The organism is Aureicoccus marinus, from assembly GCF_002954325.1.
Classification (GTDB): domain Bacteria; phylum Bacteroidota; class Bacteroidia; order Flavobacteriales; family Flavobacteriaceae; genus Aureicoccus; species Aureicoccus marinus.
Map to the genome: position 1 here is coordinate 236,121 of NZ_MQVX01000001.1, position 17,714 is coordinate 253,834.

The following is a 17,714-nucleotide window of genomic DNA, read 5'->3' on the forward strand; positions in this document are numbered from 1 at the left end:
GCGGTTTTTGTAAAATTAGGAAAATTGCCCCAGTTCCTGCACCAGGCGCACGCATTCGCGGGCTTCGGCCACATCGTGGGTTCGCAAAATGGACGCGCCTTTGAGTAAGGCCACCGTATGAAGAGCAGTGGTGCCGTTCAGGGCGTGTTCGGCAGTCGTATCTAAGGTTTTGTAAATCATTGATTTGCGACTCAGGCCAATGAGCAGGGGTAGCCCTAAACTCCTAAAAAGTTCCAATTGGTTGAGGAGTTCAAAATTCTGCTCTCTGGTTTTGGCAAAACCAAAGCCCGGATCCAGGATCAAATCATTAATCCCCAGAGAAGCTGCTTTGGTCTTGAGTTGCGAAAAGTAAAGGGCAATCTCCTTGAAAAGATCTTCGTATTGGGTCTGTTGCTGCATGTTTTGCGGGGTGCCACGCATATGCATGGCCACGTAGGGGACTTGCTGCTTTTGCACCACTTCCCATATCCTGGGATCTTGCTGCCCGCCGGAGATATCGTTGATTAAATCGGCCCCTGCCTGCACAGCTGCTTCAGCGACTGCGGATCGAAAGGTATCGATCGATAAAAAGGTCTTTGGAAAAGCTTTGCGAAGGGCCTTGATGGCGGGTATAACGCGCTGGATTTCTTCTTCTTCAGAAACATGGTCGGCACCAGGCCTGGAACTGTAGCCACCAATGTCCAAAAACAGAGCATCTTCTTTTACCATTTTTTCGGCTTGTGTCAAGAGTTCGCTCAAGGCATTGGAGCGACTGGAGGCATAAAAAGAGTCTGGCGTGCGATTCAATATTCCCATGACTTGAGGTTCAGAAAGATCGACCAATTGTCCTCGGCAGTTTATTTGCATGAAAGGGGCTTGCTTTGAGTGGTTTTTTTATCTTTGGATTCTTGGCAAAAGTGCATATTTTTCGTGGAACTTATGGGGGAAGAGCAACAGGTGATGAATCAAACTTTGGAACAGTACAACGGTGTCTTTGAAAAGTGCCGGGAACTGTTTATGAAAAAGAGCCGCGACTATGGTACTGCCTGGCGTATACTCCGCCTACCTTCCTGACGGATCAAATTTTCATTAAAGCGCAGCGCATTCGAGGCTTGCAAGAACTCGAGGAGCGCAAGGTAGATGAAGGAGAAGAACCTGAATTCATCGGAATCGTCAACTACTGCATCATGGCCCTCATTCAGATGGAGCTTGGGGTGGTCGAGGAACCCGATTTGGACGCGCAGACGGCCTTGGACTTTTACGATAAAAAGGCGGAAGAAACCCGGCAGTTGATGCTGAAGAAAAACCACGATTATGGAGAGGCTTGGCGATCTATGCGGGTGTCTTCTTTGACCGACTTAATCCTTCAAAAATTGCTGCGAGTCAAGCAGATTGAAGACAACGCTGGCAAGACTTTGGTCAGCGAAGGCATCGACGCGAATTACGCCGATATCATAAATTACGCCTTGTTTGCGTTAATCCATATAAAATCAACAAATTGAAACCACTAGTCACTACCTCCCGAATTCTAGTGGGTCTGCTTTTTATTATAAGTGGGCTCATCAAACTCAACGATCCGATTGGGTTTTCCTTCAAACTGGAGGAATACTTCAGTCAGGCCGTTTTGAATTTACCCTTTCTGGAGCCAGTTTCCCTGGGGCTGGCTTTATTTCTGGTCACCATTGAAATCGTTTTGGGAGTTATGTTGCTAGTAGGCTTAAAGCCCAAGATTACGCTCTTTAGCCTGTTGGGCATGATCCTCTTTTTTACTTTTCTGACCTTTTATTCTGCTTATACCGGTAAGGTGACAGACTGTGGATGCTTCGGAGATGCGATCAAGCTTACGCCTTGGGAATCTTTCATAAAAGATGTCATTCTACTGATCCTGATCGTGATTATGGTCATTGGCCGTAAGTACATTCAACCTTACTCCACCCTGAAGTTTCGACTTTATGTGACGGGTATGGCCTTTGTCGTCTGTTTGCTCATTGCCAATCGTGTACTCAACCATTTACCGATGAAGGATTTTCGTCCGTACAAGGTGGGCAATAATATTTTGGCTGGAATGCTGGTTCCGGAAGATGCACCCAAGCCCATTTACGAATACGCTTGGAAGTTTAAAGTAGGAGACGCTGAACAAGTGGTAGTTACCGCCGGTGACTTCCCCACCGTTGAGGGAGGGGAATGGACGGGAGACGTTGAAACCACCCAAGTGCAGGAAGGCTACACGCCTCCCATTCACGATTTTCAATTGAAAAGGAAGGGACCGATTATGCGGCCTACTTCTTAGGTGAAGAAAAGGTCATTTTTGTCATTGCCTATGATTTGATGAAAACCGATGCCGATGTCTTTGAAGACCTCTCTGAACTGACCGGGCATGCCTTTCTAAAAGACTACAAAGTGGTGGGGCTATCGGCTTCCAGTAAGGAAGTTGCTGCCGAAATGAAGAAGATGTACAAACTCGCCTTTGATTTTTATTTCACAGACGAGACCACTTTAAAAACCATGATCCGAGCCAATCCCGGTGTTATGGTACTCGATAGAGGAACCATTACCCACAAGGTGCACCACAATGACTTGGACGATTTAAAAGAGAACCTCAATTTACAATAGAACCACTATGAGAACACCCCTGGTTGCAGGAAACTGGAAAATGAATAAAACACTGGAACAAAGTGAAGCCCTCTTGACAGAGCTTGCCGCAAAGCGTCCAGACACGAGTGCCGAAATTATTGTTGCACCTCCATTCCTCAACCTGCCTGCGGCCGTTCGTCAGCTACAGAACTCTGTTATTGGGGTTGCGGCACAGAACATGCACCAAGCCGAATCAGGAGCTTATACCGGTGAAGTATCAGCCGATATGTTGTTGTCTGTTGGTGTTCGTACGGTCATTCTTGGGCACTCTGAACGCCGATCTTATTTTGGTGAATCAGACGAACTTCTTAAAGAGAAGGTAGATCAGGCGCTGGCCAAGGACCTGCAAGTGATCTTTTGTTTTGGAGAAGAGTTAGGTCAGCGAAAAAGTGGAAGTCATTTCGAAGTCGTAGAACGACAATTGCGCGAAGCCCTTTTCCATTTGGATGCTTCTCAATGGAAGTCTCTGGTTTTGGCCTATGAGCCTGTTTGGGCTATTGGAACAGGCGAAACAGCCAGTCCTGCGCAAGCGCAGGAGATGCATGCTTTCATTCGCCAGTTGTTGGCTAAAGAAGTAGGTGCTGGAGTCGCTGATGCGGTTCGTATACTCTATGGCGGAAGTGTAAAGCCGGCGAATGCGGAAGAAATCTTCTCTCAACCCGACGTCGATGGAGGGTTAATCGGAGGCGCTTCTCTAAAAGCAGATGACTTCGTCGCGATTATTGCAGCTGCAGGTTAAATGACAACTTCTCAGCCCTATTGGGTTTTTCATTTTGATTTAGAGCCGCTTGATGGCTTTCGGGATATCCTGTTGGCCGAATTGGTTGAAGTCGGTTTCGATAGTTTTGAAGAAACTCCGGCGGGATTAAGCGCTTATGTGCAGCCCAAAGAATTGCCAGAAAACTGGTGGAGTGAATTGCGTATTCGTCAGATGGAAGGTGTAAGTCTTTCTTATCGTAAAGAAGAGTTACCCGATATCAACTGGAATGCGGAGTGGGAGAAGCAATTCGACCCGATTGAGGTCGGTGACCGATGCCGGGTTCGGGCAGACTTTCATCCGTATAAGGAGGTGGAGTATGACCTGATCATCTCTCCTAAGATGAGCTTCGGGACAGGTCATCACCAGACCACCTACATGATGTTGGAGTTTTTACTTGAAGCAGAGTTAGAAGGTAGTTCGGTACTCGATATGGGCTGTGGCACCGGTGTCTTGGCCATTATGGCCGAAAAAAGGGGCGCCGTTCAGCTACAAGCGGTTGATATTGATGCCTGGTCAGAAGAGAATTCTCGCGAAAACACCGAGAAGAATGGCTGCGAAAACATCGAGGTACACCAAGGAGATGGGCAAATTCTGCACCGGTGGCCGGCTCAGTTCAACTGGGTATTAGCCAATATTAATCGCAATATTCTTTTGCAGGATATTCCGCTCTATGTCGATACGCTCCAGGAAGGAGGGGCCCTTCTGCTCAGCGGTTTCTATACCGAAGACCTGCCCTTGATCAGCGAGAAATGCGAAGCAGCAGGCGGCCGACTCGAAAAAAAACGAGTCCGGGACAATTGGGTGGCAGCAAAATATGTATTTTAGAGAAAAGCAAACGGCATGGCTGTTAAGGAAAAGGTTTCGGTAGAACTCCTCTTGGAGGAGCAGGAAAGCTTGCAAAACGAATTGATTCTGTTCAATGACGATGTCAACACATTTGAGCATGTAATCACCACCCTTATTCGTGTATGCGACCACAGCCCTGAACAAGCGGAACAGTGCTCACTCATCGTTCATCACAACGGAAAGTGTACTGTGAAGACGGGGGAGTATGATGATTTGAAGCCTCGCTGTTCAGCATTATTAGACGCTGGTTTGAGCGCCGAAATTCAGTAACGAGCACTTCTATTTTTCAGTTAACGGCGGGTGCTTTCTTCCATGTGCATGAGGTACAGACTCTTTTTCTTATTCGTTTTTATTCAAAGCCTGCTCTTAGGGCAAGGCACCTACCCCATTAAAAACTTTAGTCCATCCGACTACCAAGCCCGAAATCAGAATTGGGCGATCGCTCAGACTGAAAACGGCAAAATTTATACAGCGAATAATGCGGGTATGTTAGAGTATGATGGCCTTAATTGGAGATTGTACCCTTCACCCAACCATTCTGAGGTTCGTGCACTCCATGCTGTCGGTAACCGAATTTATATGGGGTGCTACGGTGACTTTGGTTACTGGGATAAAGGAAATAGTGGAAGGCTTCAATTCACCTCTCTAGTCAATCAAATGAGTGAAGAGCTCGGCGAGGACGAGGAGTTCTGGAATATTACCCAGTTTGGCAACTACTTCATCTTTCAATCCTTAAAAAGGCTTTATTTCTACAATTCGGAAACTGCTACTATTCATTATGTTGAAGCACCTTCTGAAAGAGCCCGGCTGTTTCGAGTTAAGGACCGCCTTCTTTTTCAAATAGCAGATGAAGGTATTGTTGAATTATATGAAGGTAAAACCCGGCCATTCGCAGGCGGACAAGGAATATCCGACAAGGTAGTGGTTCAAATTTCGGTGGTAGGGACTGAGATTGTAATGATTAATGAGGATGGAGAATTTTTTGTTTGGGAGCATGAAAATCTGACTTCCTGGCGGCCCATTGATGAAAAGAATTTAAGAGGAGTTAAGGTGTACAGTGCCCTGTATACCAAGAAACGAGAATGGATTCTTGGTACGATTAATAAGGGGGTAATTGTTTTGGATGAGGAGGGAAGAATCCTTTCTAAAATTGACCGATCTAAGGGCTTGCTGAACAACACTGTGCTGAATATTTTTGAGGATCAACAGGGCGTACTTTGGTTGGGTTTAGACAACGGAATTAGTCTCTTGTTTCAGCAATCAGCCTTTAGGGAGTACCGAGATGAACTGGGAGAGCTCGGTGTCGTCTATGCCGCAGCTCGAGTAGAGGATCAACTTTTCTTAGGGACGAATCAGGGCTTATATAAGTATGTGGATGGGCCTGAAAGTCGATTCGAATTAATACCGGGCAGTTCAGGTCAGGTTTGGACCTTAAAACAAGAGGGCGATGTTTTGTTAGGCGGGCACAATTCCGGTGTTTTTCGTTACCAAAACAATCAGTTTGTGTGGTTGAATAAAGGAACAGGTGTTTTTACTATTCAAGATGTTCCTGATCGACCGGATCTGCATCTCTTGGGTACCTATGAGGGGTTAGGAGTGCTCAGTAGTCAAACTGGAAATTGGGAGTTTTTAAGGCAGATACCAGGGTTTAGTGTCACTTCTCGATTTTTTGTTTGGACAGGTGAAAACACCTTATGTGTGAACCATGAATACAAGGGTCTGTTTAATGTAAAACTGAATGAAGATTTTACTCAGGCAAACTTACTGAATCAGCACACACCTTATGGGCAAAGTAGTGCTTTGATTCAATTTAGAGATTACTCGATTTACGGCCATAATAATGGGATAGAAGTGTGGGATCAGGCGAATTCACAATGGACCAGAGATACCACCTTAATGAGGCTGCTACATTCTGATTCTGACAGCCTGGAAGGGATTCTTATTCCTGATGAAGCTGGGGGCGTACTTTGGGGTATTGGTCAGAATGGTCTTTTCCTTATTTCACAACAAAAAATTGATGGACGATTCGTGGGCCAGCAATTGGATCTTAGTACGGAGGTAAGACAAACCTTGGGAACAGCGGGTTTTGAATGTATAAGTCGAATTGGTGAAGAGTCCTATTTGATCGGTAGGAATGAAGGCTTTTTAATTCTGGACATAACCAAATTGGGCGAAAATCCTCATGAACTAAGTCTTTTATCCGCGCATCAAGAACTATTTTCCCAGGAAAGCCGCGTATTGAATATTCAGGATTTAGAATTTGATCTTGGAGACGAGCCTGGGGAGCTTGTATTGGAGATGGGTGTGAACCAAATTCCCGTTTATCAGGAGGTATATTACCAGTACAGAATTCCTGGAGAGGTAGATGCATGGTCTGATTGGACCACAGATCCTATCATCAGACTTTCTGGATTACCCATTGGCGAATACAATGTTGAGTTCAGATCACGTATTAATATGAGTTTCAATACCAATGATCTCCAGATTGGTTTGGTCATAAAGTCTCCTTGGTATGCCCGATGGTGGGCGGTTGTGCTTTATATTCTCGGCTTCCTATTAGCCTCTTAGTAATACATTACATCTACAGATCCTACTATAAAAAGGAACAAGAAAGGCTCGATTTAAAAGCACAGGAGGAGCGGATACAAGAGAGTAGGGAAGCTCAGCAGAGAATTACTCAAATGGAATACGAGCGTTTGCAGCAAGAAATGGAAAGTAAAAACCGTGAGCTTGCGGTTTCTACAATGAGTATGATCAAGAAGAATGAATTTCTTAACGAAATAAAAAAGCAATTACAGTCGACGGATCTGGATGAAGTGAAGCCCATTATTAGGAAGATTAATAGGAGTCTTAGTAATGAGGACGATTGGAAGTTTTTCGAAAATGCCTTTAATCAGGCTGATCAACACTTTCTGAAGAAAATCAAAAAAACGCACCCAGATTTAACCTCTAATGACTTAAAAATCTGCGCCTATTTACGTCTTAATTTAAGTTCTAAGGAAATCGCACCATTACTAAATATCTCCGTTAAGAGTGTAGAAGTGAAGCGATACCGTTTGCGTAAAAAGCTGGGAATCCAGGCTAAACAGAGTCTTATCGACTATATACTTGAGGTTTAGCAACTCTACTCCAACCTTTACACACCTCTACATCGCCACTACAATACCCTGATTAGTTCTTTTTCTTGCAAAAGGTTAAGCCCAAGTTAATAGAAGGGTGATTATTGCGTATATCCCAACTACACTGGGTTTTTTTTGAGTATTTGGTGATTTATGAAGGAAATTCTTACCGTCTTCGAGTTTTGTTGTGTTTTTATAACCGGAATAAGCCACTACTTCCGCTTATATTGTAATCCAAACAATTCAACAAATGAAAAGAGAATTACTGTTACTGGTTCTCGCAGTTTTTTCATGTTCCATCTACGCTCAGAAAAGAGTTAGCGGTACGGTTTACGACGCAGGTCTAAACGAACCGCTCCCTGGAGTGAACGTTGTGGTAAAAGGAACAGCGAAGGGTACCAGTACCGATTTTGATGGCAACTTTGTCTTGTCGGACGTGAATGTAGGGGACGTACTTGTGTTCTCCTATATTAGTTTCAAAACACAGGAAGTAACTGTTAGTGAGCTTGCGGTGTACAATGTTTACTTACAAGAAGACCTCAATTCTTTGGATGAGGTTGTTGTAATTGGATATGGTACACAAACCAAAAAGGAGATTACAGGGGCAGTTTCTGTTGTAGGTTCTGAAACAATCGAAGAATTGAATCCCCAAAGAATTGAACAAGCGCTACAAGGACAGGTAGCCGGGGTACAAATCACCTCCAGTTCTGGTTCACCAGGAGCTGCTTCTAATATTCGTATTCGGGGTATCTCGACCAATGGGGATAACCGACCGCTGATTTTGGTTGATGGGAACGTCATTGAGGACCTCAGTGTGATTAACCCTGGTGATATCGAAAGTATCAACGTTCTCAAGGATGCCACCGCAGGTATTTATGGTGTGCGAGCGGCAAACGGGGTAGTACTCATTACAACCAAAACGGGGCGTCGCAACACTGGACTTAAGTTCAGTTATAATGCCTATGGAGGATTTCAGGAAACTTCCCGCAGACTGCCTTTACTCAATGCAACGGAATACGCTCTTATAGTTAACGAGGCGCATGCTGCTGGCGGGCAACCCAATCCTTTTCCAGTTGTTGGAAACTTAGGACAGGGCACCGATTGGCAAGACCGTGTCTTCCAACGTGCTCCTATTTTCAATCACGATATCTCTGTTTCTGGAGGTGGTGAAAAATCCACTTACTCCGCAAGTGCTTCTCTCTTGACCCAAGATGGTATCGTCGGTGGTGATAAGGCCAACTTCAAGCGTTGGACCACCAGAATTAACTACAACCTAGACCTCTTTGAGAAAGTAAAGCTTACCGCGAACCTACTCTATACAGGTACAGAACGTAGTGCCTTGCCAGAAAACTCTTTGGGATCTGTTCTATTTAACGCCCTGAATAATGCGCCAACTTTTTCTGTTCGCGACGCTAACGGAGACTTCACTTTGGCAGAAGGTTTAGGGAACGAGGTTATTAACCCTGTTGCTCAAATCGCGAATACTTTCAACGATACGGACGTTCAGCGTATCAGTGGAAAGTTTGGTTTGGATTATGAAGTGCTTCCAAATATCACCGCTGTAACTAGTTTGCAGTTCAACTACGCTGAAGTAGAAGGACGCAGCTTCTTACCTGAAGTATTCTACGGTTCAGGAAAGGTATTCAATATTGACCGAAACGTAGTGAGTACAAGCGATAACATCTTCCGTGATTACACCTTTGATGCTTTCTTGAACTACGATACTATATTGGGAGAAAATCACGATCTCAAGGCGACTTTGGGTATGTCTGTTTTCAAAACAAGAGGAAAATTCTCTGGCTTTACGGGTTTCGATATTCCGGATAACAGCTTTAAAAACGCCTTTATCGAAAACGCTTCCGATGTAGTAGATAACTTCATCAACGGGGGTGATGAATTCGATTCACGCTTACTGTCCTATTTCGCTCGAGTCCAATACAACTACGCTGGCAAATACCTATTATCAGCGGTTATTCGTCGTGACGGTTCTACCGCCTTCGGTCCTAGAAACCGCTTTGGATGGTTCCCTTCCGGTTCTGCGGGATGGGTCGTTTCTGAAGAGGAATTCTTGCGGGATAGCAACTTCATTACCTTCATGAAATTCAGAGGCAGTTACGGTATTGTCGGTAACGATAGAATTCCTGCGAATGCCTTCCGTTCCGTTTTATCTGGAGAAGGTGCCTATGTGTTTGATGATCAACTTCTCTTTGGACAGGCTGTTGGTTTAATATCTAATCCTGAAATCCAATGGGAAGAGCAAAAGACACTCGACGTTGGTGTCGATATGCGACTCTTTAAGGATCACGTAAACATCACTGCAGATTACTTTAACCGCCGTACCGAAAACCTTTTGGTTAGTCCACCGGTTTCTGGAATTCTAGGAGCTTCTGCCCCTGGATCTGGATCTCCTGTGGTAAATGCCGGTACCGTAGAGAATCGCGGTTTTGAGTTTGCTTTCGGATACGATGAAAGCATCAATGAGGACCTGAGTTTTGGAATTAATTACAACGTCACCTTCCTCGATAACGAGGTGATTTCGGTAAACAATGGTGTTGGGTTTATTCCCGGAGGTGCCTTTGGTGTTGGACAAGAACCACCATCAAGAATGGAGGATGGATTCCCTTTAGGCTACTTCTACGGTCTTGAAACAGACGGTCTTTTCCAGAATGTCGGAGAAGTTTCGGCTCACGCCACTCAGGCAAACGCCGCTCCTGGTGATCTTCGCTTTGTAGATCAAAACGGGGATGGGGTCATTGACCTGGACGACCGTACTTATATCGGGGATCCTATTCCGGACGCTACCATGGGTCTGAATATTTCTGTGAACTATAAGAATTGGGATTTTGGAGCCTATGCTTTTGCTTCGATCGGGAATGAGATTGTGCGTAACTACGAGCGTAACCAGCCTTTGGTAAACCGTTCTGTTTACACGCTGAACCGTTGGAGAGGAGAAGGCACAAGTACAACTTTCCCACGGGTAACCACAGGAGCAACTTCCAACACCTTATTCTCTGACTTCTTTGTAGAGGATGGTTCTTTTGTCCGTATCCAGAATGTTCAACTGGGTTATACCCTGCCGAGTGACTGGATGGAGAAGATGGGTGCTGACTCACTTCGTTTTTACCTCTCGGTAAACAACTTGTACACCTTCACTGAGTACAAAGGATACGATCCAAGTGCCTCATCAGGAGCACCAATTGGAGGAGGGATTGACCAAGGGTTCTACCCGGTCCCCAGAACATATTTCTTAGGCGTAAACTTCAAATTCTAAGCAGATGAATTTCGAAACAAAACTCAAAAGATTCTTCGCGATAGCAATTGTGGCCTTTATGCCCTTGAGCTGTTCGGACGAGTTCCTTGATGTGGATTCGTTTGAGGAAGATTCCGAAAACTTTTTCAATACTGAACAAGACTACCAAAACGCACTTATTGCGGCTTATGACTTGTTGCAGTCGACCTATATCAATGTCATGCTGGGCGAAATTGCCTCGGACAACACCTTGGCCGGTGGTGAAAGTGCTACCGATGTGCCAGGTATTCAAGAAATCGATGACATGGTTCACACACCGCTGAATCAGCAACTACAGGATATGTGGGGCTGGATGTTCTCCGGGGTGAACAGGGCCAATTATATTCTCGAGTTCAAAGACAAGACGGATTTTGCCGGTAAGAATGTTATTATCGCCGAAGCGACCTTCTTAAGAGCTTACTATTACTTCGAGCTTGTCAAGTGGTTTGGTGATGTGCCTCTTTCAGTTGATCGCCGTCTCTTGTTTGGTGATCAAGATGTTGTCGAGCGAACTCCTGTAGCGGAGGTCTACGCTCAAATTGAGCAGGACTTGCTCTTCGCGATCGATAATTTGCCAGAGGTACAATCACAAACGGGTCGTGCGACCAGAGGAGCTGCACAGGCTCTTTTAGGGAAGGCCTATTTGTACCAGGACAAGTTTACAGAAGCGGCTAACGTATTGAATGACTTGATTAATTCTGGTACCTATGACCTGCTTGCTGATTACAGCACTATGTTTGAGAACGACAACGAAAACAATATTGAATCTGTTTTCGAGGTCCAGTATACTGACATTGAGGGAGCTGGTTTTGGATGTCTTCAATGCAGTGAAGGAAACGTGGCTGTAGGGTTTAATGGAATCCGTAACTATGCTGGTCCTTTATTCGAATCAGGCTTTAGTTTTAATGTTCCAGTTCAGGAAGCCTATGATGCTTTTGAAGATGGTGACCTGAGAAGAGACATAGCCATTTTGGACATCAACTCTTGGGCAGAAGCCAACCAAGACTTCGCAAGTGGAGCAGGGATTTCCTTCGTGGAAGGTTTTGAACATACTGGTTACTACAACAGAAAGTATATCGCCCGTCAGGGTGATTTAAATACAGGGGATGCCAACTTAACGAACCCGAACAACTACAGAGCGATTCGCTTTGCTGATGTTCTGTTGATGGCAGCAGAAGCCCTGAATCGTGGTGGGATCAACGAGGCTTTGGCTCAAACTTATCTAAACCGGGTGCGTACCCGCGCTGGATTGGCTGATGTCATGGCTACAGGATCTACTTTGACCGATGCGATTTACCAAGAGAGAAGAGTTGAATTGGTTGGCGAAGGCCACCGTTTCTTTGACTTGGTTCGCACCGGAAGAGCAGCCACCGAAATTGACGGTTTTCAAACCGGTAAACACGAATTATTTCCCATTCCCGCCATCGAAATTGAACTTGCTGGCAATCGCTGGGCTCAAAATCCAGGGTACTAAAAATAAAATTGATGAAGATGAAACAACTTAAAAACGTATTTGTATTTCTTTTGGCCGCATTGTCTTTTACGGCCTGTGAAGAAGAGGAGATCGTATCCTATGTATTACAGGATATCTCTGCGCCTACCAATGTCAATGCCATCTTCGACATTGCCCAGGATGAGAGTGGCGAAGTAAGCGTTACTCCAACTGCGGTTGGTGCATCTGTTTTCGAAGTGTACTTCGGAGACGTTGACAACGAAACACCAACGGAAGTCGCCCCAGGCGAAACCGTTACTCATGTCTATGCAGAAGGAGAATTCCTTTTGCGCGTCGTGGCCATTGGACCAACGGGCTTGACGTCGGAACTGAATCGGGTGATAACCATTGCCTTTACGCAGCCGACCAACCTCGAGGTTGATATTGAAATCAGCCAGGCGAATCCATTCGAGGTTCTCTTTACTCCAACTGCGGACGATGCAACTGTATTTGACGTCTTCTGGGGTGATGTAGAAAACGAAACGCCAGAGACCAAAATGGCCGGTGAAGAATTCAGACACCTTTATGCAGAAGTAGGAGACTACACCATTCGAGTAGTGGCTAGAAGTGCCAGCGCAACAACCATCGAATACAGCGAAACGGTTTCCATTACCGGAGCTAGTGATCCGATTGTACTGCCAATTACTTTCGATATCCCAACCGTAAATTACGCCTTTGGAACATTCAACGGTGCGAGCTACGAAGTGGTTGACAACCCTGACCTTTCAGGAGCCAATACAGAAGAATCCAAAGTTGGTGCGATCACCAATAGCGGAAATGCCTTTGAAGGAGGAGCCTTTACTTTAGGGACTCCAGTAGACTTTAGCGGTGACAATAAGACCATTACCATGAAATTCTGGTCTAATGTAGCTCTGCCTATTCTCTTGAAATTTGAAGGAGGAGTTAATGGAGAACGCGAGAACGAAGTGGTTGTAGATCACGGAGGTACTGGATGGGAAGAGTTGAGCTTTGACTTTGGTGTAAACGCGGTGAAGAGTTTCATTGACGGTTCACAAGGAGTAGGTGAACCCTTCGTCCCAACCGGACAGTACGGAACTATTGTACTCTTTGTTGATGGTCCTGGTACAACAGCCGGAACCTTCTACATGGATGATATCGATCAAAGCACCGGTGGCGGTGGAGGAACGGACCTCTTGGAATTGCCATTGACCTTTGATGTTGCGGGTGTAGACTACGCGGCTACGACTTTTAATGGAGCGGAATACGAAGTTGTCGCTAACCCCGATCAATCCGGAGCCAACACTTCTGCTTCGAATGTGGCTGCGGTAACGAACTCTGGTGTGAACTGGGAAGGTCTTTTCTGGGAACTGGATACCCCAGTTGATTTTAGTGGAGACAACAAGACCATTACCATGAAACTATGGTCGACTGTTTCTTTACCTATTCTCTTGAAATTTGAGGGTGGAGTCAACGGAGAGCGTCAGAACGAAGTGGTGGTAACCCACGGCGGATCTGGATGGGAAGACTTGAGTTTTGACTTTGCTGTCAATGCCGTTAAGAGTTTTATCGACGGATCTCAGGGCGTAGGTGAGCCTTTCGTTCCAACGGGACAGTATGCTACAATTACTCTTTTTATTGACGGCCCTGGAACAACACCGGGAACCTTCTACCTGGATGATATTGCTCAAGACGGAACTGGCGGCGGCGGTGGACCCATGGCTCCATCCGTTGGACCTGATGCACCTTCTTTTGATGCAGCTGACGTGATCAGTATTTACTCAGACAGTTATACAGATAACCCAAGAGACGGATTTAACTTCTACGGTTCTGCGGCATTTGAAGAAGTAGACCTGGGAGGAAATATGGCACTTAAATACACTTTCGTAGAAGGTGGTGGAGGAAATTTCCAAGTGATTGAATTAGGGGCGAATCAAATCGACGCCGTTGGTGCTGGTATGACCAACTTCCGTTTTGACGCTTGGTTCCCAAATGAGGTTTTGGCCGAAACTGCTGCGCTCTTCAAATTGGTTGATATCAATGGAGCAACAGTTACAGAAGCACTGATCAATGTGAATGCTTCTTCTGATCCTGCCATTGCTCAAGGACAGTGGTTGACTTTTGATTTCACTATTGCTGAATTGCAAGGTCTTGGATTGGGTGCAGGAAATAACATTCAGCAATTCGTGATCGATTTGATCAACTCGGGTGAAGTGTATCTGGACAACCTCTTGTTCTATGTGGACAATGGAGGTGGAGGTGGAGGCCCAATCGCTCCGACGATGGGACCTGACGCTCCAACTCAGGATGCTGCTGATGTAATTAGTATTTACTCTGATAGCTACACCGACAACCCAAGAGACGGTTTCAATTTCTACGGCTCCGCTGCTTTTGAAGAAGTAGACCTCGGTGGAAACATGGCGCTCAAGTACACCTTCGTTGACGGAGGTGGCGGAAACTTCCAGGTCATTGAGCTTGGTGGTGCTAACCAAATTGATGCCGCTGGTGCTGGAATGACCAACTTCCGTTTTGACGCTTGGTTCCCGAACGAGGTTGCGGCCGATACACAGGCACTCTTCAAGCTGGTTGATATCGGTGGAAGTGTTACGGAGGCTATTATTACCGTAAACAGTTCTTCGAACCCAGCCATCGCGCAAGGACAGTGGTTGAACTTTGATTTCACCATTGCCGAATTGCAAGGACTTGGATTGGGTGGAAGCTCTAATATTCAGCAATTTGTTGTTGACTTGATCAACTCTGGTGAAGTATACTTGGATAACCTTTACTTCTACAACGACGGTAGTGGAGGCGGAGGCGGAGGCCCAATCGCTCCAACGATGGGACCAGATGCTCCAACTCAGGACGCTGCTGATGTGATCAGTATTTACTCAGATAGTTACACCGATAACCCAAGAGATGGTTTCAACCTATACGGCTCCGCTGCTTTTGAAGAAGTAGACCTCGGTGGAAACATGGCGCTCAAGTACACTTTCGTTGACGGAGGTGGCGGAAACTTCCAGGTCATTGAGCTTGGTGGTGCTAACCAAATTGATGCCGCTGGTGCTGGAATGACCAACTTCCGTTTTGACGCTTGGTTCCCGAACGAGGTTGCGGCCGATACACAGGCACTCTTCAAGCTGGTTGATATCGGTGGAAGTGTTACGGAGGCCTTAATCACCGTGAACAGCTCTTCGAACCCTGCGATTGCACAAGGTCAGTGGTTGAATTTTGATTTCACTATTACGGAGCTAGAAGGACTTGGATTGGGTGGAAGCGCAAACATCCAGCAGTTCGTGATCGATTTGATTAACTCGGGTGAGGTGTATTTGGATAACTTGTATTTCTACAACAACTCTGCGGGTGCACCTATTGCTCCGACAATGGGCCCTGCTGCTCCTACTCAGGATGCTGCTGATGTAATCAGTATTTACTCTGATAGCTACACGGATGTCCCCAGAGATGGTTTCAACTTCTATGGTTCTGCTGCTTTTGAAGAAGTAGACCTTGGAGGAAACATGGCGTTGAAGTACACCTTCGTTGATGGAGGTGGCGGAAACTTCCAAGTCATTGAGCTTGGTGGTGCAAACCAAATTGATGCGGCCGCGGCCGGTATGACCAACTTGAGATTTGACTTGTGGTTCCCGAACGAGGTTGCTGCAGATACGCAAGCACTCTTCAAATTCGTAGATATCGGAGGAAGTGTTACCGAGGCCGTTATGGTAGTGAATGACAGTTCTAGTCCAGCGATTGCTCAAGGGCAGTGGTTGTCTTTTGACTATACCTTCACTGAACTTCAAGGCCTTGGTCTTGGTGGTAGTGCGAACATCCAGCAGTTTGTTGTTGACTTGATCAACTCTGGTGAGGTATATATCGACAACATCTACATGTACAAATAAGACAAGAGATGAACATGAGAAAGATATTGAACAAATACAGTGTGCTCTTCTTAGGCCTGGTCCTTCTGATTTCTTGTCAGGAGGAGGAGCCGGAGTTGCAGACCATAGTGGTCCCGATGAACTTGTCGGTTAACGCGACAGTTTTAAATGACCAATCAGGAAATGTTACCGTGAGTCCAACGGCGGATGATGCCTTGTACTTTCACGTGATCTTTACGCCCGGTGCAACACCGCAGGTACTTTCGCCAGGAGAGACGGCGAGTTTCCGCTTTACTCAGTCCGGTCAATACCAGGCTCCAGTATCTGTGATTGCATTTGGTGTTGGAGGCGTTAGCTCGAGCACAACGGTGTTTTTGGATATGGATGTGCGACTTTTTATCGATCAGTCTACACTCGAAATGATTGGAGGAAGCGGATCCAAGCGTTGGGTTTGGGATCAGACGGTAGCCGGACACTTTGGAGTTGGACCTTTAACCAATAACTTCCCTGAATTTTTTAGTGCAGGACCCAATCAGTTGAACACTTGTCTTTATGACGACGTGCTGACCTTCAGCTATGACGATAATGACAATTACAACTTCACCCTAGATCCCGGTGCAAATAACGAGGTCTTTATCAACTGGGCAGAAGTCAATCGCTTCTTCCCTGATGCAACACCAGGACAGTTTGTTGATGAGTGCCGTGATATAACCACCCAAGTTCCCTTTCAGGAAAACTTTGTCATCATCGACAATGCCGATGGTACGCGTACCCTGGATGTAGGAGACAGCTTTATGAGCTACTGGGTAGTGGTTTCCGGAGAATACGAGATTGTTGAATTGACTGCCGATAAACTGGTATTACGAGGAATTAGTTCTCCTTTTAACGGAGACGATCCATTGGCTTGGTACTCCACTTTTGTTCCTGAAGATGCAGGCAGTGGAGGTGGAGGCGAAGATCCAGTCTTTGATACCTTGATTTTTGAGGAGGAGTTTGATACGGGGACTCTGGATACCGCTACCTGGAACTACGAAATCGGGACCGGTGAGAACGGCTGGGGTAACGGAGAATCCCAGTACTACACCGATCGACCTGAGAATATTGTAGTGGAGGATGGGATGCTAAAAATCACCGCGCGCCAAGAAAACTTCGCCGGAAGTGCTTACACCTCCTCCAGAATTCAAACTTACCAGAAGTTTGAGTTCCAATACGGACGGGTAGACATTCGAGCTAAACTGCCTACAGGCGGTGGAACTTGGCCAGCACTTTGGCTCCTCGGATCAGATTTTGAAACCAATGCATGGCCTGCTGCCGGAGAAATTGACATTATGGAACACGTAGGTAACCAACAGAATACCATTTTTGGATCCACCCACGATCCGGCTAACTTTGGAGGAAATTCCAGATCCGTTAACACGGTTGTTGAAGGGGTGTCAGACGACTTTAATGTGTATTCCATCATCTGGTCCGAAAATACCATTCGATTCCTGATTAACGACGAAGAATACGGAGCACTTAGTAATAGTGGAAGTCTACCGTTTAACAAAGATTTCTTTTTGATTCTCAATGTAGCCATGGGAGGAAACTTTGGCGGAGCAATTGATCCGGCCTTCAGTTCTTCTACAATGGAAGTTGATTACATCCGCGTCTACCAATAAGTGTGAAAAATTTTTGAATAGGGATTAGTTCCTGGAATTGGGATTCTTGCAAAGTGAGCGCAAGGATCCCTTTTCTTTTTTTACATTTAGGGTTCGCTTAAACA

12 protein-coding genes and 1 pseudogene are annotated in these 17,714 nt (G+C 45.8%); 12 read left to right on the forward strand and 1 reads right to left on the reverse strand.

What is annotated here, in order from left to right; genetic code table 11:
• Positions 1-15: 15 nt before the first annotated feature.
• On the reverse strand, positions 16-846 hold the full coding sequence (gene folP, locus BST99_RS01175) for a dihydropteroate synthase (RefSeq protein WP_105000176.1): 831 nt from the start codon (positions 844-846) through the stop codon (positions 16-18).
• Positions 847-939: 93 nt separating this feature from the next.
• Between folP and BST99_RS01180 the strand changes: the two are divergent.
• The 12 genes and pseudogenes from BST99_RS01180 to BST99_RS01230 all read left to right on the forward strand — a co-directional run bounded on the left by BST99_RS01180 (position 940) and on the right by BST99_RS01230 (position 17,610).
• A pseudogene (locus BST99_RS01180) lies at positions 940-1,481 on the forward strand (DUF1599 domain-containing protein).
• Positions 1,478-2,269: a BT_3928 family protein gene (locus tag BST99_RS01185; RefSeq protein ID WP_317046086.1), complete on the forward strand. Its 792-nt coding sequence runs from the start codon at positions 1,478-1,480 to the stop codon at positions 2,267-2,269. The pseudogene BST99_RS01180 and the gene BST99_RS01185 overlap by 4 nt, the downstream one beginning before the upstream one ends.
• A 35-nt stretch (positions 2,270-2,304) precedes the next feature.
• The gene (locus BST99_RS14835) at positions 2,305-2,592 is read left to right on the forward strand and encodes a hypothetical protein (protein ID WP_317046087.1); all 288 of its coding nucleotides are present in this window, start codon (positions 2,305-2,307) and stop codon (positions 2,590-2,592) included.
• Between the two features lie 7 nt (positions 2,593-2,599).
• Positions 2,600-3,352: a triose-phosphate isomerase gene (tpiA, locus tag BST99_RS01190; protein ID WP_105000177.1), complete on the forward strand. Its 753-nt coding sequence runs from the start codon at positions 2,600-2,602 to the stop codon at positions 3,350-3,352.
• Complete coding sequence (prmA, locus tag BST99_RS01195; RefSeq protein ID WP_105000178.1) at positions 3,353-4,198, forward strand: 50S ribosomal protein L11 methyltransferase; 846 nt, start codon at positions 3,353-3,355, stop codon at positions 4,196-4,198.
• Positions 4,199-4,213: 15 nt separating this feature from the next.
• Positions 4,214-4,489 carry an ATP-dependent Clp protease adaptor ClpS gene (locus tag BST99_RS01200; protein WP_105000179.1) on the forward strand — a complete coding sequence of 92 codons (276 nt, stop codon included), beginning with the start codon at positions 4,214-4,216 and terminating at the stop codon, positions 4,487-4,489.
• Positions 4,490-4,537: 48 nt separating this feature from the next.
• Complete coding sequence (locus BST99_RS01205; protein WP_105000180.1) at positions 4,538-6,787, forward strand: two-component regulator propeller domain-containing protein; 2,250 nt, start codon at positions 4,538-4,540, stop codon at positions 6,785-6,787.
• A 113-nt stretch (positions 6,788-6,900) separates the two neighbouring features.
• A complete protein-coding gene (locus BST99_RS01210; RefSeq protein ID WP_181044121.1) occupies positions 6,901-7,338 on the forward strand; it encodes a helix-turn-helix transcriptional regulator in 438 nt (145 codons plus the stop codon).
• 250 nt (positions 7,339-7,588) lie between these two features.
• Positions 7,589-10,609, forward strand: coding sequence for a SusC/RagA family TonB-linked outer membrane protein (locus BST99_RS01215; RefSeq protein ID WP_105000182.1), 3,021 nt, complete (start codon positions 7,589-7,591; stop codon positions 10,607-10,609).
• A 4-nt stretch (positions 10,610-10,613) separates the two neighbouring features.
• Positions 10,614-12,101 carry a RagB/SusD family nutrient uptake outer membrane protein gene (locus BST99_RS01220; protein WP_105000183.1) on the forward strand — a complete coding sequence of 496 codons (1,488 nt, stop codon included), beginning with the start codon at positions 10,614-10,616 and terminating at the stop codon, positions 12,099-12,101.
• A gap of 17 nt (positions 12,102-12,118) precedes the next feature.
• The gene (locus tag BST99_RS01225) at positions 12,119-15,973 is read left to right on the forward strand and encodes a hypothetical protein (protein ID WP_146106170.1); all 3,855 of its coding nucleotides are present in this window, start codon (positions 12,119-12,121) and stop codon (positions 15,971-15,973) included.
• Between the two features lie 14 nt (positions 15,974-15,987).
• Complete coding sequence (locus tag BST99_RS01230; protein ID WP_181044122.1) at positions 15,988-17,610, forward strand: glycoside hydrolase family 16 protein; 1,623 nt, start codon at positions 15,988-15,990, stop codon at positions 17,608-17,610.
• Positions 17,611-17,714 lie beyond the last annotated feature (104 nt).